Annotated in this window: 25 protein-coding genes, 1 rRNA gene and 2 other annotated features; all 26 genes read left to right on the top strand. The window is 37.6% G+C overall.

Annotated elements, in window-relative coordinates:
* Positions 1-154 precede the first annotated feature (154 nt).
* Positions 155-270, top strand: a 5S ribosomal RNA gene (gene rrf / locus GHD00_RS15210).
* 212 nt (positions 271-482) lie between these two features.
* Positions 483-1,178, top strand: a complete 696-nt coding sequence (locus GHD00_RS15215; RefSeq protein ID WP_163539016.1) for an MgtC/SapB family protein — start codon at positions 483-485, stop codon at positions 1,176-1,178.
* 134 nt (positions 1,179-1,312) lie between these two features.
* Positions 1,313-1,777, top strand: a complete 465-nt coding sequence (locus GHD00_RS15220) for a CtsR family transcriptional regulator (RefSeq protein ID WP_163539017.1) — start codon at positions 1,313-1,315, stop codon at positions 1,775-1,777.
* Positions 1,778-1,789: 12 nt separating this feature from the next.
* Positions 1,790-2,335 carry a protein-arginine kinase activator protein McsA gene (gene mcsA / locus GHD00_RS15225; RefSeq protein ID WP_163539018.1) on the top strand — a complete coding sequence of 182 codons (546 nt, stop codon included), beginning with the start codon at positions 1,790-1,792 and terminating at the stop codon, positions 2,333-2,335.
* The gene (gene mcsB, locus GHD00_RS15230) at positions 2,335-3,411 is read left to right on the top strand and encodes a protein-arginine kinase McsB (RefSeq protein WP_163539019.1); all 1,077 of its coding nucleotides are present in this window, start codon (positions 2,335-2,337) and stop codon (positions 3,409-3,411) included. The genes mcsA and mcsB overlap by 1 nt, the downstream gene beginning before the upstream one ends.
* Positions 3,412-5,844 (top strand): ATP-dependent protease ATP-binding subunit ClpC, encoded by a 2,433-nt coding sequence (gene clpC / locus GHD00_RS15235; protein WP_163539020.1) that lies wholly within the window; start codon positions 3,412-3,414, stop codon positions 5,842-5,844.
* Between the two features lie 214 nt (positions 5,845-6,058).
* The gene (gene radA / locus GHD00_RS15240) at positions 6,059-7,429 is read left to right on the top strand and encodes a DNA repair protein RadA (RefSeq protein WP_163539021.1); all 1,371 of its coding nucleotides are present in this window, start codon (positions 6,059-6,061) and stop codon (positions 7,427-7,429) included.
* Positions 7,430-7,517: 88 nt separating this feature from the next.
* Entirely contained in the window at positions 7,518-8,621 is a 1,104-nt protein-coding gene (locus GHD00_RS15245) for a PIN/TRAM domain-containing protein (RefSeq protein WP_163539022.1), read from the top strand.
* 176 nt (positions 8,622-8,797) lie between these two features.
* On the top strand, positions 8,798-9,490 hold the full coding sequence (gene ispD / locus GHD00_RS15250; protein WP_163539089.1) for a 2-C-methyl-D-erythritol 4-phosphate cytidylyltransferase: 693 nt from the start codon (positions 8,798-8,800) through the stop codon (positions 9,488-9,490).
* A 2-nt stretch (positions 9,491-9,492) separates the two neighbouring features.
* Complete coding sequence (gene ispF / locus GHD00_RS15255; protein ID WP_163539023.1) at positions 9,493-9,972, top strand: 2-C-methyl-D-erythritol 2,4-cyclodiphosphate synthase; 480 nt, start codon at positions 9,493-9,495, stop codon at positions 9,970-9,972.
* Positions 9,973-10,123: 151 nt separating this feature from the next.
* A complete protein-coding gene (gltX, locus tag GHD00_RS15260) occupies positions 10,124-11,590 on the top strand; it encodes a glutamate--tRNA ligase (RefSeq protein WP_163539024.1) in 1,467 nt (488 codons plus the stop codon).
* Positions 11,591-11,629: 39 nt separating this feature from the next.
* Positions 11,630-11,852, top strand: a binding site (T-box leader).
* Between the two features lie 150 nt (positions 11,853-12,002).
* Positions 12,003-12,662, top strand: coding sequence for a serine O-acetyltransferase (cysE, locus tag GHD00_RS15265; RefSeq protein WP_163539025.1), 660 nt, complete (start codon positions 12,003-12,005; stop codon positions 12,660-12,662).
* The gene (cysS, locus tag GHD00_RS15270) at positions 12,652-14,052 is read left to right on the top strand and encodes a cysteine--tRNA ligase (protein WP_163539026.1); all 1,401 of its coding nucleotides are present in this window, start codon (positions 12,652-12,654) and stop codon (positions 14,050-14,052) included. Before cysE ends, cysS begins: the two co-directional genes overlap by 11 nt.
* 4 nt (positions 14,053-14,056) lie before the next feature.
* Positions 14,057-14,458, top strand: a complete 402-nt coding sequence (locus tag GHD00_RS15275) for a Mini-ribonuclease 3 (RefSeq protein WP_163539027.1) — start codon at positions 14,057-14,059, stop codon at positions 14,456-14,458.
* On the top strand, positions 14,455-15,201 hold the full coding sequence (gene rlmB / locus GHD00_RS15280) for a 23S rRNA (guanosine(2251)-2'-O)-methyltransferase RlmB (protein ID WP_163539028.1): 747 nt from the start codon (positions 14,455-14,457) through the stop codon (positions 15,199-15,201). The genes GHD00_RS15275 and rlmB overlap by 4 nt, the downstream gene beginning before the upstream one ends.
* Positions 15,201-15,710 (top strand): NYN domain-containing protein, encoded by a 510-nt coding sequence (locus GHD00_RS15285; RefSeq protein ID WP_163539029.1) that lies wholly within the window; start codon positions 15,201-15,203, stop codon positions 15,708-15,710. The genes rlmB and GHD00_RS15285 overlap by 1 nt, the downstream gene beginning before the upstream one ends.
* Positions 15,711-15,812: 102 nt before the next feature.
* Entirely contained in the window at positions 15,813-16,457 is a 645-nt protein-coding gene (sigH, locus tag GHD00_RS15290) for an RNA polymerase sporulation sigma factor SigH (RefSeq protein WP_163539030.1), read from the top strand.
* 99 nt (positions 16,458-16,556) lie between these two features.
* A complete protein-coding gene (gene rpmG / locus GHD00_RS15295; protein ID WP_163539031.1) occupies positions 16,557-16,703 on the top strand; it encodes a 50S ribosomal protein L33 in 147 nt (48 codons plus the stop codon).
* A 38-nt stretch (positions 16,704-16,741) separates the two neighbouring features.
* A complete protein-coding gene (secE, locus tag GHD00_RS15300) occupies positions 16,742-16,921 on the top strand; it encodes a preprotein translocase subunit SecE (protein WP_163539032.1) in 180 nt (59 codons plus the stop codon).
* A gap of 138 nt (positions 16,922-17,059) precedes the next feature.
* Positions 17,060-17,596, top strand: a complete 537-nt coding sequence (gene nusG / locus GHD00_RS15305; protein ID WP_163539033.1) for a transcription termination/antitermination protein NusG — start codon at positions 17,060-17,062, stop codon at positions 17,594-17,596.
* A 200-nt stretch (positions 17,597-17,796) separates the two neighbouring features.
* Complete coding sequence (gene rplK, locus GHD00_RS15310) at positions 17,797-18,222, top strand: 50S ribosomal protein L11 (protein WP_163539034.1); 426 nt, start codon at positions 17,797-17,799, stop codon at positions 18,220-18,222.
* 177 nt (positions 18,223-18,399) lie between these two features.
* On the top strand, positions 18,400-19,095 hold the full coding sequence (rplA, locus tag GHD00_RS15315) for a 50S ribosomal protein L1 (RefSeq protein WP_163539035.1): 696 nt from the start codon (positions 18,400-18,402) through the stop codon (positions 19,093-19,095).
* A 69-nt stretch (positions 19,096-19,164) separates the two neighbouring features.
* Positions 19,165-19,323 (top strand) — a sequence feature (ribosomal protein L10 leader region).
* A 35-nt stretch (positions 19,324-19,358) separates the two neighbouring features.
* A complete protein-coding gene (gene rplJ / locus GHD00_RS15320) occupies positions 19,359-19,862 on the top strand; it encodes a 50S ribosomal protein L10 (protein WP_163539036.1) in 504 nt (167 codons plus the stop codon).
* A gap of 58 nt (positions 19,863-19,920) precedes the next feature.
* The gene (rplL, locus tag GHD00_RS15325) at positions 19,921-20,283 is read left to right on the top strand and encodes a 50S ribosomal protein L7/L12 (protein ID WP_163539037.1); all 363 of its coding nucleotides are present in this window, start codon (positions 19,921-19,923) and stop codon (positions 20,281-20,283) included.
* A gap of 83 nt (positions 20,284-20,366) precedes the next feature.
* Complete coding sequence (locus GHD00_RS15330) at positions 20,367-20,963, top strand: class I SAM-dependent methyltransferase (RefSeq protein WP_163539038.1); 597 nt, start codon at positions 20,367-20,369, stop codon at positions 20,961-20,963.
* A gap of 460 nt (positions 20,964-21,423) precedes the next feature.
* On the top strand, positions 21,424-24,966 hold the full coding sequence (gene rpoB / locus GHD00_RS15335; RefSeq protein WP_163539039.1) for a DNA-directed RNA polymerase subunit beta: 3,543 nt from the start codon (positions 21,424-21,426) through the stop codon (positions 24,964-24,966).
* Positions 24,967-25,031: the final 65 nt, after the last annotated feature.

The following is a 25,031-nucleotide window of genomic DNA, read 5'->3' on the forward strand; positions in this document are numbered from 1 at the left end:
GACTTAACTATCATGATGAACGCTTTAAACCGTTCGGTTTTGATGTCTATTTTTCTTATCTAGTTTTTAGGGTATATCCTTTTAAAACGAAAAGGATGATCGACTAAGATCGTCACATCCATGTGACAACGTCGATCGACCTGCATCCTGCAGGCCTGGTAACGATAGCGGAGAGGTCACACCTGTTCCCATGCCGAACACAGCAGTTAAGCTCTCCAGCGCCCATGGTAGTTGGGGCTTTGCTCCCGCAAGAGTAGGACGTTGCCAGGCAATATGTTTAAAAAGCTCCTTAGTGTTAACTAAGGAGCTTTTTTGTATTCATTAAAGCTTCTGTAAAGAAATCTAATAATTCTCCCCTTTGATGAATAATTTTATATAAAAAAATGCTACTATTGTTCATACTATGAAGAGAGAACTATGCATAAGAAATAAATAAAGGAGAAAAGGGTATAAAACTATAAAAGTTATGAGGAGGAAAACAAATGTTGGCAAGTATATTTGATGCAGCATTTTTGGAATCGATCACCAAATTGGTGGTTGCGCTTTTATTATCTGGACTTATTGGTTTTGAGCGAGAGATAAATAAACACTCTGCTGGATTTAGGACACATATACTAGTAGGAGTAAGTGCTTGCCTGATGATGATTCTTTCCATTAGTGGATTTCAATCGTTTATGGAAAACTATGATACTGTACGTTTTGATCCCTCTCGTATTCCCTCATATGTGATTAGTGGTATCGGTTTTTTAGGTGCAGGAACCATTATTGTCAATAGGGGAACCATTAAAGGTCTGACAACAGCGGCGTCGATTTGGGCCGTTGCCGGTTTAGGACTTATTGTGGGCAATAATATGTATAAAGAAGCAGTAGTAACCACCTTTATTATCTTAGTGAGTTTAGTGTTACTAAATAAAGTAGAAAGAAAACTACATCAAAAAACACACCATATTATTTTTGAAATAAAGCTTTCTAAAGAAAGGGTTGCTTCTAAATTTATCGAGGAGATACAATCCTTCCCTATTGAAATTAGGGAATTTGATATTTCTGATGATAGTGACGGCCATACAAGAAGAATAAAAATGTATGTTGATGCTATTCACCAAAAGAAACGATCAAATTTATATGAATGGTTGTTAGAGCAGGAAGAAATTGAAAAAATAAAAATACGTTTTCGTTAAAAAAAGGAATTCGATGTTTTTTGTCCATCAAAAACGGTAATAATATAGTAGAACAATATAGTTGCAACAATGAGTACATACAGTATAATGATTATATAGTCAAATATAGTCAAAGTCAGATAGGAGGAGGGAAAATGCGCAATATTTCAGATATTATTGAAGAATATTTGAAAGAAGTGATGCAAAGTAATACACAAAAAATTATTGAAATAAAGCGCAGTGAAATTGCGGATCGCTTTGAATGTGTACCTTCTCAAATCAATTACGTCATAAATACCCGGTTTACTTTAGAAAAAGGTTATTTAGTTGAAAGTAAGCGTGGCGGTGGCGGCTATATACGTATAAGTCGTATTACAAATGATGATAAGGCGAAATTGATTGATGAAATTATTGGCATGATTCACCCAAAAATTTCACAGCAGAAAGCATATAATATCATCGAGCGACTAGTAGAAGAAGAATTGATAACAAAACGTGAGGCAAAGCTTATGATTAGTGCATTAAATAGGAGTACATTGCCTTTTCAATTACCTGCTCGTGATGAAATTCGTACAAAAATTATGGCTGCAATGCTACAATCTTTAAAATATGATTCTTAGGAGGTGTGCGGCATGGAATGTCAAGAATGCAAACAGAATCCAGCGACCCTTCATTTTGCTAAAGTAATTAATGGATATAAGACAGAAATACATGTTTGTGAACAGTGTGCAAAGGAAAAAGGTTATGTATCTCAGGATGAAGAAGCATACTCGTTGCATGATTTATTATCTGGGTTATTTAATTTTGATTCAGTCAATTTAAGTCCATCGCAAGAGAATTCAAGTAATCAACAGACAGAAGAAAGATGTAATAAATGCGGGATGACTTATAAGGAGTTTACTAAAGTAGGGAAATTTGGTTGCTCTTCTTGTTATGAAGCCTTTTCTAGTCATCTGAATCCAATCTTTAGACGAGTGCACAGCGGGAATACAGCTCATAGTGGTAAAGTTCCTAAGAGAGCTGGATCCGACATTTACCAAAGAAAGCAGTTAAAAGAATTAAAATTAGAATTACAACAATTAATTGCTGAAGAAGAATTTGAACATGCTGCAAAAGTAAGAGACCAGATTAAGGCTCTAGAACAAAACCTAAACCATAATGGGGAGGGTGAAAAGTAATGGGATTAGAGCAATTTATAAATGAAGCTATCAGTCCATGGCTAAAAGAAGAAGGTCCAGATAGCGATATCGTGATGAGCAGTAGAATTCGACTTGCGAGAAACTTCGAACAGTCCCCATTTCCATTAATTGCAAAAGAGGAGCATTTGGATGGGATTCTGCATTTTATTGAGAGAGAATATAATCACCAATCTCTTTTACAATATAAAGATTTAGAATTTGTTAGAATGGAAGAGTTAAAACAGATAGCAAAACAAGTATTAGTAGAAAAGCATTTAATCAGTCCGCACCTTGCGGAAAAATCTAAGCGCGGCGCAGCTCTAATATCGAAAAACGAGCAAGTATCGATTATGATTAATGAAGAGGACCACATCCGAATGCAGCTATATTTCCCTGGTTTGCAATTAGAAAAAGCTTTAGAAGAGGCATTTCAGCTGGATGACTGGTTAGAAGAAAAAATAGATTATGCTTTTGATGAAAGCAGGGGGTATTTAACTAGCTGTCCTACCAATGTAGGTACAGGGTTACGTGCTTCAGTGATGATGCATTTACCTGCACTTGCCATTACTCGTAAAATAAATCGTATGATCCCTGCTATTAACCAATTGGGGTTAGTGGTACGCGGTATTTACGGTGAAGGAAGTGAAGCTTTAGGGAATATCTTTCAGATCTCTAACCAAATTACTTTAGGCCGATCAGAGCAGGATATTATAGAAGATTTGAAGAGTGTTGTAGAAAAATTAATTGAGCAAGAGCGTCAAGCTAGGAGCTGGTTAATGCAACAGTCTGAATTGGAGTTAGAAGATCGTGTATTTCGCTCTTATGGCGTATTACAACATAGCCGTATTATTGAATCAAAAGAAACGGCAAAATGTTTATCTGATGTGCAGCTTGGTATCGACTTAGGATTTATAAAGGATATATCTCAATCTATTTTAAATGAATTAATGGTTCTAACACAGCCAGCTTTTCTACAACAGTATGCTAAAAAAGCGTTAAACCCGCATGAACGGGATGTCTTTCGAGCATCTTTAATTCGTGAGCGGTTTTCTATAGAGAAAAAGGAGGAATCATAAATGATGTTTGGTCGATTTACAGAAAGAGCACAGAAAGTATTAGCATTATCACAAGAAGAAGCAGTAAGATTAGGGCATAATAATATTGGAACAGAACATATTTTGTTAGGATTAGTCAGTGAAGGAGAAGGAATCGCTGCAAAAGCTTTGCACGCCATTGGATTAAGCCCAGAAAAAATCAGGGAAGAAGTAGAATCTCTTATAGGTAAGGGTAATCAAGTTTCTCAAACGATCCATTATACACCTAGAGCTAAAAAAGTAATCGAGCTTTCCATGGATGAAGCAAGAAAACTGGGTCATTCTTATGTAGGAACAGAACACATATTACTAGGGCTTATTCGTGAAGGAGAAGGCGTAGCAGCTCGTGTACTTAATAATCTAGGTGTAAGTCTAAACAAAGCTCGTCAACAAGTATTGCAGCTATTAGGCAGTAATGAATCTAATAATACTCAGCATGGTCGCGGGTCACAAAACAATGCTGTTAACACCCCAACCTTAGATTCACTCGCTCGTGATTTAACAGCCATTGCAAAGGAAGGAGGAATTGATCCGGTAATAGGTAGAGGAAAGGAAATTGAACGTGTCATTCAAGTATTAAGCCGTCGGACCAAAAATAACCCAGTCCTTATCGGAGAGCCTGGTGTTGGTAAAACAGCTGTGGCAGAAGGGTTAGCACAACAAATCGTACAAAATGAAGTGCCTGAAATCCTAAGAGATAAACGAGTTATGACGCTAGATATGGGAACAGTCGTAGCAGGAACTAAATACCGTGGTGAATTCGAAGATCGTTTGAAGAAAGTGATGGAAGAAATTCGCCAAGCCAATAATGTCGTTCTATTTATTGATGAGCTTCACACATTAATTGGTGCAGGTGGAGCAGAAGGTGCAATTGATGCTTCTAATATCTTAAAACCTTCTTTAGCTCGAGGAGAATTGCAGTGTATTGGTGCTACCACATTAGATGAATATCGTAAGTACATTGAAAAAGATGCAGCATTAGAGAGACGTTTCCAGCCAATACAAGTTGATGAACCATCAGTGGAAGAATCTGTACAAATTTTACAAGGTCTTAGAGACCGTTATGAAGCACACCACCGTGTTACCATTACAGATGAAGCAATAGAGGCAGCGGCAAAGCTTTCTGACCGTTATATTACGGATCGTTTTTTACCTGATAAGGCGATTGATTTAATTGATGAAGCTGCATCGAAAGTGCGTTTGCGTTCTTATACGACTCCCCCTAATTTAAAGGAATTAGAGCAAAACCTAGAAGAAGTGAAGAAAGAAAAAGATGCTTCAGTTCAAAGTCAAGAATTTGAAAAAGCAGCATCCTTGAGAGATAAAGAACAACAACTTCGAACAGAGTTAGAGGAGACAGAAGCGAAGTGGAAGGAAAAGCAAGGTAGAGAAAACTCTGAAGTAATCGTGGAGGATATTGCTAGCGTTGTATCTACTTGGACTGGAGTTCCGGTTTCTGCTATAACAAAAGATGAAAGTGAACGTTTATTACAAATGGAGGAGACATTGCATGGCCGTTTAATTGGTCAAGAAGAAGCAGTAAAAGCAGTATCGAAAGCAATTAGACGTGCTCGCGCAGGTCTTAAAGACCCGAAAAGACCAATTGGTTCTTTTATTTTCCTAGGGCCTACAGGTGTAGGGAAAACGGAATTAGCTCGCGCATTAGCGGAATCCATGTTTGGTGACGAAGATGCGATGATTCGAATTGATATGTCAGAATATATGGAAAAACATGCGACTTCCCGCTTAGTAGGGTCTCCACCAGGATATGTTGGATATGAGGAAGGTGGTCAGCTTACAGAAAAGGTGAGAAGAAAGCCATATTCTGTTGTATTATTAGATGAAGTAGAAAAAGCGCATCCTGAAGTCTTTAATATATTACTGCAAGTGCTGGAAGATGGACGCTTAACAGATTCAAAAGGCAGAGTAGTTGATTTTCGTAATACAGTGTTGATTATGACTTCCAATGTTGGAGCCAGTGAGTTAAAACGAAATAAATATGTTGGCTTTAGCCTTGGGGATGAAGAACAAGATTATAAAGAAATGCGTTCCAAAGTAACAAATGAAATGAAAAAATCATTCCGCCCAGAGTTCTTAAATCGTATAGATGAAATCATTGTATTCCACTCGTTAGAAAAGAGACATATGAAGCATATTGTGGAATTAATGGTAGAACAGTTACAAAAACGATTAAGTGAGCAAGAAGTAGAATTCACATTATCTGATCGAGCATTAGAAAAAATTGCAAATGAGGGCTTTGACCCAGAATACGGTGCAAGACCATTGCGTCGTTCACTGCAGAAAAACGTAGAAGACCTTTTATCAGAAGAATTATTAAAAGAGTCTATCACAAAAGGACAGAAGGTCTATATAGATTTAAATGAATCTGGAGTTTTCACGGTTACAGCTCAATAAACGCTTCCAAGAGGGGGCTGTCTCTTAGGTTAGTTTGCGAATGTACAAGGAGCTGACTTTTGAGGCAGCTCCTTGCAATATTTTCAAATACATTATAATAGACTTCTTTACTTCAATTTTTTTACACTTTTTACATATAACTTTAATGAAATTGATAGATCCTTGTAACTTATAAGGCACTTTTTTCGTATATAATAAAGAGGAGAGATATAAATTGGCTAAGCGTAAATCGAAGTTTGTTTGCCAAGAATGTGGTTATGAGTCGCCGAAATGGATGGGGAAATGTCCAAGCTGTCAGCAATGGAACACACTAGTGGAAGAAGTTTCTGTTCCCACATCACCAAGAGGTAACTGGGCAACGACATCAACTAATACTCAAAAACCAGAACAGCTGAATAAGATTCAATCACAGGAAGAGCCTAGAGTAAAAACAACGATGCAGGAATTCAATCGAGTGCTTGGCGGAGGCATTGTACCTGGGTCACTAGTGTTAATTGGTGGTGATCCTGGTATTGGAAAATCCACTTTATTATTACAAGTATCTAGTCAGTTAGCAGAAAGAGATGTAGATGTACTGTATATTTCGGGAGAAGAATCTGCAAGGCAAACAAAGTTAAGAGCCGATCGCTTAGGTATTTCAGCGGATGGTTTATATGTCTTGTCTGAGACAAATCTAGTTGATATCCGCACTCAAATGGACCAGCTAAATCCAGGTTTTGTTGTGATTGATTCGATTCAGACTATTTTTAAAGAAGAAGTAACTAGTGCGCCCGGAAGTGTATCGCAAGTTAGAGAATGTACAAGTGAATTAATGCGTATGGCAAAGAAAAATCATATCCCTATCTTTATTGTTGGACATGTAACAAAGGAAGGAGCTATTGCAGGTCCTAGATTACTAGAGCATATGGTGGATGCTGTTTTATATTTTGAAGGGGAAAGACATCACACCTTTCGTATTTTGAGAAGCGTGAAGAACCGCTTTGGAAGCACAAATGAAATGGGTATTTTCGAAATGAAGGAAGAAGGGCTAGCAGAGGTATTGAATCCCTCGGAAATTTTCTTAGAGGAGCGCTCTCAAGGGGTTGCAGGTTCTACAATTGTTGCATCCATGGAAGGGACAAGACCTGTTTTAGTAGAAATACAGGCTCTCATTTCCCCAACTAGCTTTGGAAATCCGAGACGTATGGCAACAGGGATGGATCATAATCGAGTACCATTATTAATGGCCGTGTTAGAAAAAAGAGTCGGTTTATTACTTCAAAATCAGGATGCTTATGTGAAAGTCGCTGGCGGTGTAAAGTTAGATGAGCCTGCAATTGATTTAGCGGTTGCGATTAGTATTACATCTAGTTTCAGAGATCAGGCACCTAATAATGATGATGTACTTATAGGAGAAGTTGGATTAACTGGTGAAATCCGCCGTGTATCTCGTATTGACCAGCGGGTACAGGAAGCAGCTAAATTAGGCTTTAAACGAGCTGTTATTCCTGCTAAAAATATGGATGGTTGGAAAACTCCGACGAACATAGAACTAATAGGTGTTCAAACTGTACAAGAAGCAATCCAAGTTACGTTAGGATATTAGACATTTTGAAGTTATATATAATAATTTTGCAGAAATTATGTTTAAAATTGGTTTGTTGGGAGAGAATATCATATAGGAGGTGAACGTGGTGCTGAAAAGATTTGTGCAAATATTTTTTGTTATTGCAGGTGGTACCGCAGGTTATTTATATATTCCAGATGTTATGGAATTCATAGGATTTTTAGAAGGTTCATGGTTAAGTGCTAGTCATGTAGCCCCATATGCAGGGCTTGTTATAGGAGCTATTATATTATTCTTTCTATCGTTGTGGATTGCTGATTCGATTGTTAACTTTTTTACATGGATTGAGGAAACTTTAGTCAGGGCGCCAGTAGCTGATTTGTTATTTGGGAGTCTAGGTATAATTGTCGGATTGATCATTGCCTATTTCTTAATTATCCCGATTCAAGCTATTGAAATTAAAATTGTTTCTCAAATAGTCCCTATTTTCTTAAGTGTATTATTAGCTTATTTTGGATTTCAGGTTGGGTTTAAACGAAGAGATGAATTTTTAAACCTTTTAACATTGACTAAAAAAGAAAAGAAGAAAACTTTATTGCCAGAGGAAATACAAGGGGAAGAGCCTAAACCAAAAATCCTAGATACCAGTGTTATTATAGACGGGAGAATAGCCGATATTTGTCAGACAAACTTCCTTGAAGGAACTATCATTATTCCACAGTTTGTTTTAGAAGAATTACAACATATTGCGGATTCATCAGATGTTTTAAAAAGAAATCGTGGACGTAGAGGCTTGGATATATTAAATCGAATTCAAAAGGAACTGCCTATTAACGTGGAAATTTACGAAGGTGACTTTGAAGATATTCAAGAAGTGGACAGTAAATTGGTAAAACTCGCCAAAGTAATGAATGGTATTGTGGTGACAAATGATTTTAATTTAAATAAAGTTTGTGAATTTCAAAAAGTACAAGTTTTAAATATTAATGATCTAGCAAATGCGGTAAAACCAATTGTCCTTCCAGGAGAAGAGTTAGCGGTTCAAGTGATTAAAGATGGAAAAGAACAAAATCAAGGTGTCGCATACTTAGATGATGGGACGATGATTGTTGTAGAAGAGGGGAAAACCTATATCGGTCAAACTATTGATGTTGTGATTACAAGTGTTTTACAAACCTCTGCAGGTCGAATGATTTTCGCAAAACCAAAATTGCTTGAAAAAGCTCTTTAAAAAAGGTATAACTTATAAAGGATATGATAAAGTGATAACCTAGTGTTATCACTTTTATTTCCTTATAAGTATTTTTAAAATAGGTAAGAAATAAAAAATACAGATTTGATAAGCACCTTTTTCTTATCTATGTCAATCTATCATTAAAGGTGAAGATAGTATGAGGTGGCCGGATGATTAAATATAATGTAATTGTATTAGCGGCAGGTCAAGGGAAACGAATGAACTTTGGGAAAAACAAACAATTTATTCCGCTGCAAGAGGAACCTCTCATTGTACATACTATTAAAAATTTCGTAAAGGACCCTTGGTGTCAAAAAATATATCTTGTGATTAATCCGATAGATCGTATCGAAATGAAAAAACTATTTCAATCATATGATTGGTCGCACAGGTTACAACTAGTAGACGGAGGAAATGAGCGACAGGAGAGTGGGTATAAAGGGATACTTGCAATAAAAGAAGAGGACGATGAGTTTGTTGTAATGATTCATGATGGCGCAAGACCTTTTGTATCGACAAAGTTGCTACATGAGCTTGCTCATACAGCCAGTCATTCCAAGGCAGCACTATTGGCCGTTCCAGTAACAGATACGATCAAACAAAAAACAGGAGGTAGTATTCAAACTTTGGATCGTTCCACCTTGTGGGCTGCTCAAACCCCTCAAGCTTTCCAATATAGGGTGATTAAACAAGCACATCAAAAAGCGCTGGAGGAACAGTACATTGGTACAGACGATGCCTCCTTAGTTGAAGCTTTGGGTGAGACGGTGAAAATCGTACAAGGCAGCTATGAAAATGTTAAATTAACAACACCAGAAGATATCGCTCGGGCAGAAACGATTTTACAAGAAAAAGGAGAGGAATAAGCATGTTCCGAATCGGACAAGGGTTTGATGTACATCAATTAGTTAAAAATAGACCGTGTATTATTGGGGGGATCAACATCCCTCATGAATATGGTTTGCTCGGTCATTCTGATGCTGATGTGCTATTACATGCGATTACAGATGCGCTCTTAGGAGCAATTGCAGAAGGGGATATTGGTAAACATTTTCCTGATACAGATCCAGAGTATAAAGATGCAGACTCACAAGATCTATTACAAAAGGTTTGGCAGATGGTTGATGAACAAGGCTATACGTTAGGTAATTTGGACTGTACGGTTATGGCACAAGCACCAAAACTAGCACCTTTTATCGAAAGTATTCAATGTAATATAGCTGCATTGCTAGTTTGCAAGCAGGATCAAGTTAACGTAAAAGCAACCACAACGGAAAAACTAGGGTTCACTGGGAGAAAAGAAGGTATTGCAGCACAAGCAGTCATATTACTTGTAAAGAAAGTTTAAATTTCACGTAATGAAGTATTAGAAATAATGAAATGATAACATTTTTTAAAAGTTAGTGATAAAATACAGATAAGGAATACTGTTGAATAGGGAAGTGAAGGGATATACCCATTTAACCATAGGAAAATTCAGGGAAGGGAGTCGTAAGATAATGGGAAATGATGTTCGTGTTAGGTATGCGCCCAGTCCAACAGGTCATTTACACATTGGAAATGCGCGTACGGCATTATTTAATTACTTATATGCAAAACATTTAGGAGGTTCGTTTATCATTCGGACAGAAGATACTGATGATAAACGAAATGTAGAAGGCGGCGAGGAAAGCCAGCTTCAATATTTAAAATGGTTAGGTATAGAATGGGATGAAGGTGCAGATATTGGCGGTGATTACGGACCATACCGTCAAACAGAAAGATTAGACCTTTATCAAAAATATGTAGATGAGTTGCTAGAAAGAGGGTTGGCATATAAATGCTATATGACAGAAGAGGAGCTTGAAAATGAGCGTGAAGAGCAACGTGCAAACGGGCAAGTTCCAAAATATTCCGGTGCGCATCGAGATTTGACCGATGAGCAAATCAAGCAATTCGAAGCGGAAGGAAGAAAGCCAAGCATACGTTTCCGTGTACCGGGTAATCAAACATATACTTTCCAAGATATCGTTCGTGGAAAGATAACCTTTGAGTCCAGTGACTTTGGGGATTGGGTTATGGTAAAGAAAAACGGTATTCCTACGTATAACTTTGCCGTTGCTATTGATGACCACTTAATGAAAATTAGTCATGTTCTACGAGGAGAAGAACATATTTCTAATACACCTAAGCAAATGATGGTCTTCCAATCGTTTGAGTGGGAGCCGCCTCGTTATGGTCATATGACGCTTATTTTAAATGAAAACCGCAAGAAGTTAAGTAAGAGAGATGAGCATATCCTGCAATTTATTGAACAATATAAAAACTTAGGATACTTACCACAAGCTCTATTTAACTTTATAACATTGTTGGGCTGGTCACCAGTTGGGGAGGAGGAACTCTTCTCACAAAAAGAATTTATTGAAATGTTCGATCCAGAAAGATTATCAACATCACCAGCGATCTTTGATCCAGCTAAATTGAAATGGATGAACAATCAATATATGAAGCAAGCTTCATTAAACAAAGTAGTTGAATTAAGCCTTCCGCATTTAATAAAAGCAGGGAAGTTGCCTACTGAAATGAATGATTCACAAAAAAAGTGGGCAGAAGAGCTTATAAGTTTGTTCCATGACCAGCTATCTTATGGTGCAGAAATTGTAGAACTGACGGATTTATTCTTTAAAACAGATATCACTTATAATGATGAAGCAATGGAAGTATTAAAAGGGGAACAAGTTCCTGAAGTTTTATCCGCCTTTTTAAATCAATTTAACGATTTAGATACATTGTCACCAGAAGATATTAAAGCTAGCATTAAGGCAACACAGAAGGAAACAAAACAAAAAGGGAAAAAGTTATTTATGCCGATTCGTGTTGCAACAACAGGTGAAGCACATGGCCCAGAGCTGCCGAATGCAATTTACTTATTGGGTAAAGATATTGTGTCAGCTAGGTTGGAAAAAGTATTACAAATGATCAAATAAGTAGCACGACCAAGGTATTATAATATAATATAGAATAAAAAGTGATCGTTGAAGGGGAGAAGTAAAAAGCATTTTTTGCTTGCACAGAGAAAACCATCTACGGCTGAGAGTGGTTGAAGCACATGCTTTTGAAATGCACCTCTGAGTTCTAGCCTGAATCACGGAGTAGGGTTAGACGGTAACTGCCGTTATCAGTGAAAGGGAGAGGTAAGTTATCTTAAACCTCTAAACAGAGTGGAACCGCGTAATTAACGTCTCTGTGTCATCATGACACAGAGGCGTTTTTTTATAAAATAAGGAGAATGGCGGTTGTTTATAAATCTGATGTGCTGATTGAATAAGCAGATGGCTTAGCACTCACTAAGTTTAGTGTGATGAGAGAGAGATCTAAGTTAAAGGGAGGGGAGGACAAATGAGCTTCTTTCGTATATTAAAACAAGATATTGATGTGGTTTTTGACCAAGACCCTGCTGCTCGCACTTATTTTGAAGTATGTTTAACTTATTCAGGATTACATGCGATATGGGCGCACCGTATTGCTCATGCCTTATATAGAAAAAAATTTTTCTTCATCGCTCGTTCTATTTCACAGATCAGCCGCTTTTTTACAGGGATCGAAATTCACCCTGGAGCCAAGATAGGAAAACGTTTCTTTATCGACCATGGTATGGGAGTCGTCATTGGTGAAACGTGCGAAATAGGAGATAATGTCACCATTTACCAAGGCGTGACACTTGGAGGAACCGGAAAGGAAAAAGGAAAGAGGCACCCAACCATTTGTGATAATGCGTTAATCGCAACAGGAGCTAAAGTATTAGGTTCAATTGTGATTGGGGAAAGCTCTAAAGTAGGGGCTGGTTCTGTTGTGTTAAAAGACGTCCCAGATCATTCCACTATTGTTGGAATTCCAGGGCGTGTGGTCATTCAAAATGGAGAAAAAGTTAGAACAGACTTGGATCACCATAAATTACCAGATCCTGTTAGTGAAGTTTTTAAAGAAATGGATCAGCAAATTACCTCATTGAAAAAAGAGATAGAAGAAATAAAAGGAGTGAAACGTGATGACGATTAGCATATATAATACTTTAACTCGAAAAAAAGAAACATTTCAGCCCCTGGAAGAAGGGCGTGTCAAAATGTATGTTTGCGGGCCAACTGTCTATAATTATATTCATATCGGGAATGCCCGCCCGGCGATTGTGTTTGATACGGTCAGAAGATATTTCGAGCATAAAGGTTATCAAGTCGATTACGTGCTCAACTTTACCGATGTCGATGATAAATTAATTAAAGCTGCTAACGAACTTGGAGAAGAAGTGCCAACCATTGCAGAACGCTTTATTCAGGCTTATAAAGAAGATGTAGGTGCATTAGGAGTTAAGGAGGCGGTCCATCACCCGCGTGTGACGGAAACGATGGATGATATTATTCAGTTTATCCAAACATTAATAGATAAAGGTCATGCGTATGAAGCAGATGGAGATGTTTATTTCAAAACACGTTCTTTTGAAAATTATGGGAAATTATCTCATCAGTCTATAGATGAATTAAGGTCTGGGGCGAGAATTCAAGTTGGTGAAAAGAAGCAAGACCCAATAGATTTTGCATTATGGAAACAAGCGAAGAATGGAGAAATTGCGTGGTCCTCTCCTTGGGGAGAAGGCCGCCCAGGGTGGCATATAGAGTGTTCAGCTATGGCGAAAAAGTATCTAGGGGAAACGATTGATATTCACGCTGGAGGGCAAGACTTAGCATTTCCGCATCATGAAAATGAAATTGCTCAGTCAGAAGCAAGTACAGGAAAATCTTTCGCTAATTATTGGATGCATAATGGCTATATTAATATTGATAATGAAAAAATGTCGAAATCATTAGGAAACTTTGTTTTAGCTCATGATTTGATTAAACGACATGATCCAAGAGTATTAAGATTTTTTATGTTAAGTGTCCACTATCGTAATCCGATTAACTTTAGTGATTCTTTGTTAGCAAGTGCGAAAAAGAGCTTTGATCGTATAGAAAATGTGCTTACCAATCTAGAGCATCGCAAACAATCAAGCTTAGATATCGTGGAAGGATCTGATGAATGGCTAGAAAAAATTAAGCAATATGAAATAGCTTTTGAGAAGGAAATGGATGATGATTTCAATACAGCTAATGCGATTGCTGTGATATTTGATTTAGTTAAAGAAGCCAATGTCTATCTAGAATTAAAGCAGACACATACAAAAGTGATCGAAGCTTTAGAAAAGATTTTCCATGACTGGCTAAATATTTTAGGCATTACAAGGAACCAAGCGGATGAATTATTAGATGAAGAGGTTGAAGCACTTATTGAACAACGTATTGAAGCACGAAGAAATAAAGATTTCCAACTCGCAGATAAAATTCGCGATGATTTAAAAGAACGCCAGATTATATTAGAAGACACGCCTCAAGGCACCCGGTGGAAACGAGGTTAAAGTAATGACGGATGTAAAAGAAATAAAAAGTTTAGCATTAGCTTATATGGGGGATGTCGTTTATGAAAAGTATGTGCGAGAACATTTAATTCGACAAGGAAAAGTACAAGTACAACAGTTGCACCAACATGCGGTTCAATTTGTAAAAGCGACAGCTCAGGCAGAAGTAATTCACTATTGGTTAAACCATAATATATTAACCGAAGAAGAAATGTCAATTGTTCGGAGGGGACGAAATGCTAAGTCTGGTTCCGTCCCCAAAAACACAAGTATGCAAGCCTATCGATATAGTACAGCTTTTGAAGCTTTAATAGGATACCTATATCTTGATCAGCGTCATAAAAGGCTGGAAGAATTAATTGCCCAAGCGATTGACTTCACAAAGGAAGGAGATGGATACATGTGAACGGAGAGTGGATTATAGGAAAAAATACCGTTATCGAAGCGATGCAATCAAGTAGACCTGTAGAAAAGCTTTATATAGCTGAAAATTTAAATTCGTCTTTAGTAAATAAATTACAAGGACTAGCTAGAGGAAAAAACACGGTTATGCAGCGTGTTCCAAAAAAGAAATTAGATCAAATGGTATCAGGGAATCATCAAGGCATTGCAGCCTTAGTTGCGGCTTATGAATATGCTGATTTAGATTCTATATTTAAATTAGCACAAAATAAACAAGAGGAGCCATTCTTTCTCATATTAGATGAAATGGAAGATCCGCACAATTTAGGGTCCATTCTCCGCACAGCGGATGCAACAGGGGTACATGGTGTTATTATTCCTAAACGAAGAGCTGTGGGGTTAACGGCCACAGTGGCTAAAACTTCAGTTGGTGCCATTGAACATGTTCCGGTTGTTCGTGTAACAAACATTGCTCAGACGATAGATGAATTAAAAGAGAAGCAAGTTTGGGTTGTTGGTACAGAAATGAATGCTACAGAAGATTACCGTCAATTAGATGGCCATATACCAATGGCGCTCGTCGTTGGTAATGAAGGTAAAGGAATGAGTCGGTTAGTTCGAAAAAAATGCGATTGGACAGTGAGTCTTCCAATGGTAGGTCACGTTTCTTCCCTAAACGCTTCAGTTGCTGCAGGCATTTTAATGTATGAAATTTATCGTAAAAGGTTCCCAAACGGTGAAGGGTAATGGATGTTTTATTAGTAGATGGCTATAACATGATCGGAGCATGGGAGGAGTTGAAGCAATTAAGAGAGAAGGATCTTGAAAAAGCACGATTACTTTTAATTGAGAAAATGGCAGAATATCAAGCATACCGTCATCAAAAAGTAATTATAGTTTTTGATGCGTATGAAGTAAGAGGTATAGAAAATAGACAACAGGAGTATAAAGTAGATGTCATTTTTACAAAAGAAAACGAAACGGCTGACCAATGTATCGAACGATTAGTAAAAGAATTTAAAAACGTCAAAACAAAAGTTTATGTGGCAACATCTGATTATACAGAACAGCGTACCATTTTTGCTCAGGGCGCTTTTCGTATATCAGCAAGGGAGCTGCAAATTGAATGGAACAATATTCAAAAGGAAATTGCTAATGATATAAGAGAACATCAACAAAAGAAAATCAAGAGTAAAATCCCGATTAGTGATGATATTTTACAAGTTTTTGAAAAATGGCGCCGAGGAAATGAATGAGTTATGTTGACGCAGTTAAAGCGCTTCCTGTATAATATTGCTATTATCAGTCTGCTATATCTATTTTTTGGCACATAGCCAGGAGGAGTCTGACAGACCGCCATGCACACAGAAAATATGAACCCAGATTTTCAGTTGTTAGACGATAATGAATTGGTGTTACTTGTAAAAAAGGGGAATACACAGGCACTTGAATTTTTAATACAAAAATACAAATCATTTGTACGAGCAAAAGCAAAGACTTATTTTTTAGTTGGTGCTGATCATGAGGATATCACACAGGAAGGGATGATAGGCTTATACAAAGCGATAAGAGATTATCAAACTGATAAATTATCCTCTTTTAAAGCTTTTGCAGAGTTATGTATTACGAGACAAATCATAACGGCAATAAAGACTGCTACAAGACAAAAGCATATGCCGCTGAACTCCTATGTCTCTTTGGATAAGCCGATGTATGATGATAATACAGATAGAACATTATTAGACGTGCTAGAAGCAACGATCACGATTGATCCACAAGAATTGATTGTCAGCAGGGAAAGATATGGAGATATGGAGCATAAGTTAGCAGAATTGTTAAGTGATTTAGAAAAGGAAGTGTTATTATTATATTTAGATGGGAAGTCGTATGAAGAGATGTCAGCAGAACTGAATAGACATTCTAAATCAATTGACAATGCTCTGCAGCGTGTAAAGAGAAAGCTGGAAAGATATTTAGAAGAAAGTGATATACATATCACCTAGTTTTCTATTGATATATCCTATCGCCAATGTCGTTGACAGGGGTATTCAACCGTGCTACATTAGTACAAGTGATAACCCTAAGTTTGGGGTGGATAAAAAATGGGTAAAAAAATAGTTCTAGCTTGTGAGGTTTGTCAAACAAGAAACTATAGTACGGAGAAGAATATATCCGACACAAGCCGGCTAGAAGTAAAGAAATTTTGCAAAACGTGTAAGCGGCATACCATACATCGAGAAACAAAATAGATCTACCGGTAGTGAAAGACAGTTTGGAGGTACCTTCTGTGAAACCAGTAACTTTTTTGAAAAATGTAAACCGTGAAATGAAAAAAGTATCATGGCCAAGAGGTCAAGAATTAACGCGCTATACGATTACAGTCATTGTTACTGTAGCATTTATTACCATATTCTTTGCTGTGATAGATTTAGGCATTACTCAAATTCTTAATCTGTTATTTGAATAAATTGCTATGATATAGTTATAATGTTATTAAATATGTAAGCAAAAACCCGTTAGGCGGGTTTTTTAATTGCAATGAAATCGATCGATATAAATTGAAGATATTTAAGGGAGGGAAGGGCGAGGTAAAGCCCCTCATAACATGGAAAAAAGATGGTATGTCGTGCATACGTATTCAGGATATGAAAACAAAGTAAAGACCAATTTAGAAAAGCGTCTAGAATCCATGGGCATGGAAGATAAAATTTTTAGAGTGCTTGTACCAGAAGATGAAGAGACGGAAATTAAAAATGGTAAGAAAAAAGTTGCAAAAAAGAAGGTTTTCCCTGGATATGTGTTAGCAGAAATGGTGATGACGGATGATTCATGGTATGTTGTCCGTAACACACCAGGTGTAACAGGGTTTGTTGGCTCTGCTGGATCTGGTTCTAAACCGACCCCTTTATTAGAGGAAGAAGTGGAAACTATCTTAAAAAGAATGGGATATGATGAACCGGTTACTGAAGTCGACTTTGAACTGAATGAAACGGTGGAAGTAATCGATGGACCTTTCAATAATTTCTCTGGAACGATTGAAAAAATCGACTTAGATAAACAAAAAGTAAAAGTACATGTAAACATGTTTGGAAGGGAAACTCCTGTTGAACTAGATTTTTCACAGGTTAAAAAATTATCTTAATAGCTTAGGTCTCCTTAAAAGCAATCAACAGAAATTGGGAGATTTAAAAAAAATGCTCTACCCACTTGCATTTTATGTAGAATAATGCTAAAATTCTTATGTTCGTTATGCCTCGAGTATAAGGTTTAATTTAGCATATGAAATGAGTGGGAGGGTGTTTGACCCTATTACCACATCACGGACTTAAGGAGGTGTGTCTCGTGGCTAAAAAAGTAGAAACAGTTGTAAAACTACAAATTCCAGCAGGAAAAGCGAATCCAGCACCGCCAGTTGGGCCGGCATTAGGTCAAGCGGGTATTAATATTATGGGATTTTGTAAAGAGTTCAACGCTCAAACACAGGATCAAGCTGGTATGATTATTCCAGTAGAAATTACGGTTTTTGAGGACCGTTCATTTACATTTATTACAAAAACTCCACCAGCAGCAGTATTGCTTAAGAAAGCAGCTGGTATTGAATCAGCGTCAGGTGAACCTAACCGCAATAAAGTTGCGACATTAAAACGCGACAAGGTTAAAGAAATCGCAGAAGTGAAAATGCCTGACTTGAATGCTGCTGATGTAGATGCTGCAATGCGTATGGTTGAAGGAACTGCACGCAGCATGGGCATCGTTATCGAAGACTAATCTCACAGCTTTGTAGCAAAAGCGGAAGGTTGCGGTAGTGGAGGAACGCTTCATCGTCGCAACCTTTACTAATGAAGGCATTTAATGAATATATGATTGTATAGATATACAAATAGATGTTCCGCTTTTGAAAGTGGGAGGTATAACCGTTAAAACCACATGAAGGAGGAAATAATAATGGCAAAGAAAACAAAAAGACAACAAGAAGCTCAAAAGCTTGTTGATCGTTCAAAAGCATATGAAGCAAAAGAAGCATTAGAATTAGTACAAAAAACTTCTAGTGCTAAGTTTGACGAAACAGTTGAAGTGGCATTTCGTTTAGGGGTAGACCCTAAAAAAGCAGATCAGCAAATCCGTGGAGCAATGGTATTGCCGCACGGAACTGGTAAAACACAAACCGTTCTAGTTTTTGCAAAAGGTGATAAAGCGAAAGAAGCAGAAGAAGCTGGGGCAGACTACGTAGGTGACCAAGAACTTATTAACAAAATTAACCAAGGATGGTTTGAATTTGATGTTGTTGTAGCAACACCAGATATGATGGCTGAAGTTGGTAAGTTAGGTCGAGTATTAGGTCCAAAAGGTTTAATGCCTAACCCTAAGACAGGCACGGTTACATTCGAAATTGAAAAAGCTGTACAAGAAATTAAAGCTGGTAAAGTAGAATACCGTGTAGACAAGCAGTCTAATATTCATGTACCAATCGGAAAAGTTTCTTTTGACTTAGATAAGCTTGTAGAAAACTTTAATGCTTTAGCTGATACGATTGTAAAAGCTAAGCCTCAGGCTGCAAAAGGTATATACCTGCGAAACGTAGCTGTATCTTCTACAATGGGGCCTGGTGTAAAAGTTGATTCATCACCATTCGCAAAATAATGGGGCTTGACAATAGAGTAAATACCTTGTATAATTCACAAGGGTTAAGTTAAAAACCATTAATTATGATAAACTTTATACATTATACCGTAGACAGCAGGTGCTTTTCAGCTTAATTTCCTGCCGAGGTGTGTCTGGATAGATAGCGGTACAGTAAGTATCATCTTATTGTATTTACGTCGATCGATCTGAACCTCCATGTCTACATGGAGGTTTTTCTTTATAGTGGACGGTATAATGATCGAGTAATAGGAGGTGGAATCATGTCAAAAGTAATTGAGCACAAAAAACAATTGGTGTCAGATATTGCCGATAAATTACGTGACAGTCAATCTACTGTATTGGTTGATTACCGTGGTTTAGACGTTGCAGAAGTAACGGAATTACGTTCACAATTACGTGAAGCTGGCGTGGATTTTAAAGTTTATAAAAACACTATGACACGTCGTGCGGTAGAAGAGGCTGAATTAACTGATTTAAATGAAGTTTTAGTAGGTCCAACTGCTATTGCATTTAGTAAAGATGATATAGTAGCGCCTGCAAAGATCTTAAACAACTTTGCTAAAGAACATGATGCGCTAGAAATTAAAGGCGGTGTAGTAGAAGGCTCTGTTGCTTCACTTGAGCAAATCAAGGAACTTGCAAACCTTCCAAACTACGAAGGTATGGTTTCTATGCTGCTTAGCGTACTGCAAGCACCTGTTCGAAACTTTGCGTATGCAACAAAAGCTGTTGCGGAACAAAAAGAAGAAGAAGAAGGCGCATAATAAGAATTCGGTTATATATCGTTTATGTTTATAAAAAAATTATTTAGGAGGAATAAAAATGTCTAACGAACAAATCATTGAAGCGATAAAAGAAATGTCAGTTCTTGAATTAAATGACTTAGTAAAAGCAATTGAAGAAGAATTTGGAGTAACTGCAGCTGCTCCGGTAGCTGCAGCGGGTGCAGGTGCTGCGGAAGCTGCAGAAGAGCAAACTGAATTTGATGTAGTGCTAGAAGATGCTGGTGCTTCTAAGATCAAAGTTGTTAAAGCAGTTCGTGAAATTACTGGACTAGGACTTAAAGATGCAAAAGACCTAGTAGATAACGCACCTGGAGCTATCAAAGAAGGCGTAGATAAAGAAGAAGCAGAAGAATTGAAGTCTAAGCTAGAAGATGCTGGTGCAACTGTAGAATTGAAATAAGCTCGTTTATAAAGGAGAAGCTCGCTGTATAATAGCGGGCTTTTCTTATGCTTAATAAATTGGGTGAAGGACGGAGGGGTAAATTGGCAGATCAATATTTTTCTAAGTTTCCTGATGTCAAAAGTGATCCGAAATCTTGGGAATACATTTTGAATGGTTATCGTTTCACATTTAAAACTGATAATGGAGTTTTTTCGAAGAATGAAGTGGATTTTGGTTCCAAAACTTTGATCGAAGCATTTGAACTTCCTGAAGTTCGCGGGCCTTTATTAGATTTAGGGTGCGGGTATGGGCCTGTAGGCTTAGCGCTTGCGAAAACATATCCTGAGAGGAAAATTGTAGGAAGTGATGTAAACGTTAGAGCGTTACATTTAGCGAAGCAAAACGCAAAAGTGAATAAAGTTAGCAATATTCGTTTTGTGGAAAGTGATATGCTTAACAGTTTGCAAGGTGAACGATTTGCAGCGATTTTGACAAATCCGCCGATTCGTGCGGGGAAACAAATTGTACATGAAATGTTTGAACAGTCCAGTCGTTCTCTGCAAGAAGGTGGAGAGCTATGGGTAGTTATTCAAAAAAAACAAGGAGCACCATCTGCTAGGAAAAAGCTAGAAGAACTATTTTCATCTGTAAAAGTAGTCTCAAAAAATAAAGGCTATTTTATTCTTCGTGCAAAATAATTTGACTATGCTTTTTGTTTGTGATAGTATTGAAAAATGCCAATAGGAAGGAAAGTTTGTCAAGAGAAAATATAAGTTTTATGTATAATTTTAAAGAAATTTGGTAAAACTAATCAACATGAGCTTTGACGAACTTTTTAACTATATAAACAGTAATTTATTAGCTAATAGAGTTCTCTACAAAACCTTTTAGATTTCCTTTTTTATTTTCCACAAACCACTGATGTAATTGAATAACATTTGCTAGAAGCAAATGTCAATATAAAAGCTTGTAATCATATTTTTTTACAAGTTTGTTCGGTGTGTGATTCCCGAACAAGTGTAGGACACTTACTAAATTATACGCTCTATAGAGAAATTGTCAAATCCACTATAGGAAAAAGTATAAAAGTAAGTGTGGTTTCATTTATTGCTATTTTTATAGCATCTATCTTTTATTATGGATCGAGGGGTGAATCAGTTGACAGGTCAACTAGTTCAATACGGACGACACCGCCAACGCAGAAGTTATGCGCGTATTAGTGAGGTATTAGATTTACCAAATTTAATTGAAATTCAAACCGCTTCATACCAATGGTTCTTAGATGAAGGTTTAAGGGAAATGTTTAAAGACATTTCGCCTATCGAGGATTTTGCTGGAAACTTATCCTTAGAATTTGTTGATTATAGCCTTGGAGAGCCAAAGTATCCTGTTGAAGAATCCAAAGAAAGAGATGTGACATACAACGCTCCTCTTCGTGTAAAGGTTCGCTTATTAAATAATGAGACAGGTGAAGTGAAGGAACAAGAAGTATTTATGGGTGACTTCCCGTTAATGACAGAAACAGGTACTTTTGTGATTAACGGTGCAGAACGTGTTATTGTTTCACAGCTTGTTCGTTCACCAAGTGTTTATTTTAATGATAAAGTAGATAAGAACGGAAAGCGCGGCTATACTGCTACGGTTATTCCAAACAGAGGTGCATGGTTAGAATTTGAAACAGATGCTAAAGATGTTGTACATGTGCGTATAGACCGTACTAGAAAGTTGCCAATCACCGTGTTGCTTAGAGCACTTGGCTTTGGTGATGACCAAGAGATTTTAGATTTGTTCGGAGAAAACGAATACTTAAAAAATACATTAGAAAAAGATAACACGGAAACAAGCGAAAAAGCTTTATTAGAAATCTACGAGCGTTTACGCCCTGGCGAACCGCCGACGGTAGAAAATGCTAAAAGTTTACTTGTATCAAGGTTTTTTGACCCGAAACGATATGACTTAGCTCATGTTGGACGCTATAAAATTAATAAGAAACTGCATATAAAAAACCGTTTATTTAATCAAATTCTTGCAGAACCACTTGTGGATACGGAAACAGGTGAAGTGATTGCGAATAGAGGAGATAAGTTAGATAGACGTTTATTAGATAAAATTCTACCTATCTTAGATTCTGATACAAATCGCTTTGGTGAGCGAGTGTTAGAACCGAATGAAGGAGTAATAGAAGATCCAATCCGGATTCAATCCATAAAAATCATGGATCCTACAGACCCAGAAGGGGAAAGAACGCTAACTGTGTTAGGAAACTGTAACGTTGATGATAGTACCAAAAACATTACACCGGCAGATATTTTGTCATCGATCAGCTATTTCTTTAATATCTTACATGAAGTAGGCGGAACAGATGATATTGACCACTTAGGGAACCGTAGATTACGTTCTGTTGGCGAGTTGTTGCAGAACCAATTTAGAATTGGTTTATCCCGAATGGAACGTGTTGTTCGCGAGAGAATGTCTATTCAAGACACTTCTTCGATTACACCACAACAACTAATTAATATTAGACCAGTTATTGCTTCCATTAAAGAGTTCTTTGGTAGCTCTCAGCTATCTCAATTTATGGACCAAACAAATCCATTAGCCGAATTAACACACAAGCGTCGTCTATCAGCTTTAGGTCCTGGTGGTTTAACTCGTGAACGTGCAGGTTTTGAAGTACGTGACGTTCACTATTCTCACTATGGCCGTATGTGCCCGATCGAAACCCCAGAAGGACCAAACATTGGGTTGATTAACTCATTATCTTCTTATGCGAAAGTTAATAAATTTGGTTTTATTGAAACTCCATATCGAAGAGTTGACCCTGAGACTGGGCAGGTAACGGAGCAGTTTGACTACCTGACGGCAGATGAAGAAGATCATTATGTAGTAGCTCAGGCGAACGCGAAGCTTGACGAAAATGGAGCGTTTGTTGACGATGAAGTTATCGCACGTTTCAGAGGGGAAAACACGATCGTAAAACGTGAAAAACTCGATTACATGGATGTTTCGCCAAAACAGGTTGTATCAGCGGCGACAGCATGTATTCCCTTCTTGGAAAACGATGACTCTAACCGTGCATTGATGGGTGCGAACATGCAGCGTCAAGCAGTTCCGCTTATGCAGCCTAAGTCTCCAATCGTTGGGACTGGTATGGAATATGTTTCTGGTAAAGACTCTGGTGCTGCTGTCATTTGTAAATATGAAGGTATCGTGGAAAGAGTAGAAGCAAAAGAGGTACACGTTCGCAGAATCACAAATGTAGAAGGAAAAGAAGTCGAAGGTGATTTAGATCGTTATCGACTACAAAAGTTTATTCGCTCTAACCAAGGTACTTGTTATAACCAAAGGCCTATTGTATCCGAAGGTGACCGTGTAACAAAGGGAGAAATTTTAGCAGACGGTCCATCTATGGAGAAAGGAGAACTTGCTTTAGGTCAAAACGCATTAGTAGGTTTTATGACTTGGGAAGGTTATAACTACGAAGATGCGATTATCATGAGTGAGCGCTTGGTTAAAGATGATGTTTATACATCTATTCATATTGAAGAGTATGAATCAGAAGCCAGAGATACAAAGCTAGGCCCTGAAGAAATCACACGTGATATACCAAATGTGGGAGAAGATGCATTGCGTGATCTGGATGAAAGAGGGATTATCCGTGTTGGAGCAGAAGTGGAAGACGGTGACTTATTAGTTGGTAAAGTAACTCCTAAGGGTGTAACAGAATTATCAGCAGAAGAACGTTTACTTCATGCTATCTTTGGTGAAAAAGCTAGAGAGGTAAGAGATACTTCTTTACGTGTGCCACATGGTGCAGGAGGAATTGTACTTGATGTAAAAATCTTCAATAGATCTGAAGGTGATGAATTACCTCCAGGAGTTAATCAACTTGTTCGTGCCTACATCGTTCAAAAACGTAAGATTCATGAAGGGGATAAGATGGCAGGTCGACATGGTAACAAAGGTGTTATTTCCAAGATTTTACCAGAAGAAGATATGCCGTTCTTACCAGATGGTACTCCAATCGATATCATGTTAAACCCATTAGGGGTTCCGTCGCGTATGAACATCGGACAAGTGCTTGAGATGCATTTAGGTATGGCAGCAAGAGAGCTAGGCATTCATACTGCTTCACCAGTATTTGATGGTGCCCGTGAAGAAGATGTATGGGAGACTCTTGAAGAGGCAGGCCTACCTCGAGATGCCAAAACTATCCTTTATGATGGACGTACAGGTGAACCATTTGACAATCGTGTATCTGTAGGTGTCATGTACATGATTAAGTTGGCACACATGGTGGATGATAAATTACACGCTCGTTCTACAGGTCCATATTCACTAGTAACGCAGCAACCGCTCGGTGGTAAAGCACAGTTCGGTGGACAGCGTTTTGGTGAAATGGAGGTGTGGGCACTAGAAGCATATGGTGCTGCTTACACTTTACAAGAGATCCTTACAGTGAAGTCTGATGATACGGTAGGACGTGTCAAAACTTATGAAGCTATTGTGAAAGGTTCTAATGTACCAGAACCTGGTATCCCTGAATCGTTTAAAGTACTAATTAAAGAGTTACAAAGTTTAGGTATGGATGTAAAAATGCTAACAGGTGATGAGCAAGAAATTGAACTGCGTGATGATGAAGAAGATGATGTTCAATCAGCAGAAAATTTTAATCTAGAGATTGAAGAAACACCTAGCTAATCGTATAACGGAATAAAAATATCAGCACCAGCCTAATACACTATCTAAGCGAGGTAGTGTATTAG

The organism is Gracilibacillus sp. YIM 98692 (assembly GCF_010993965.1).
GTDB lineage: Bacteria > Bacillota > Bacilli > Bacillales > Amphibacillaceae > Gracilibacillus.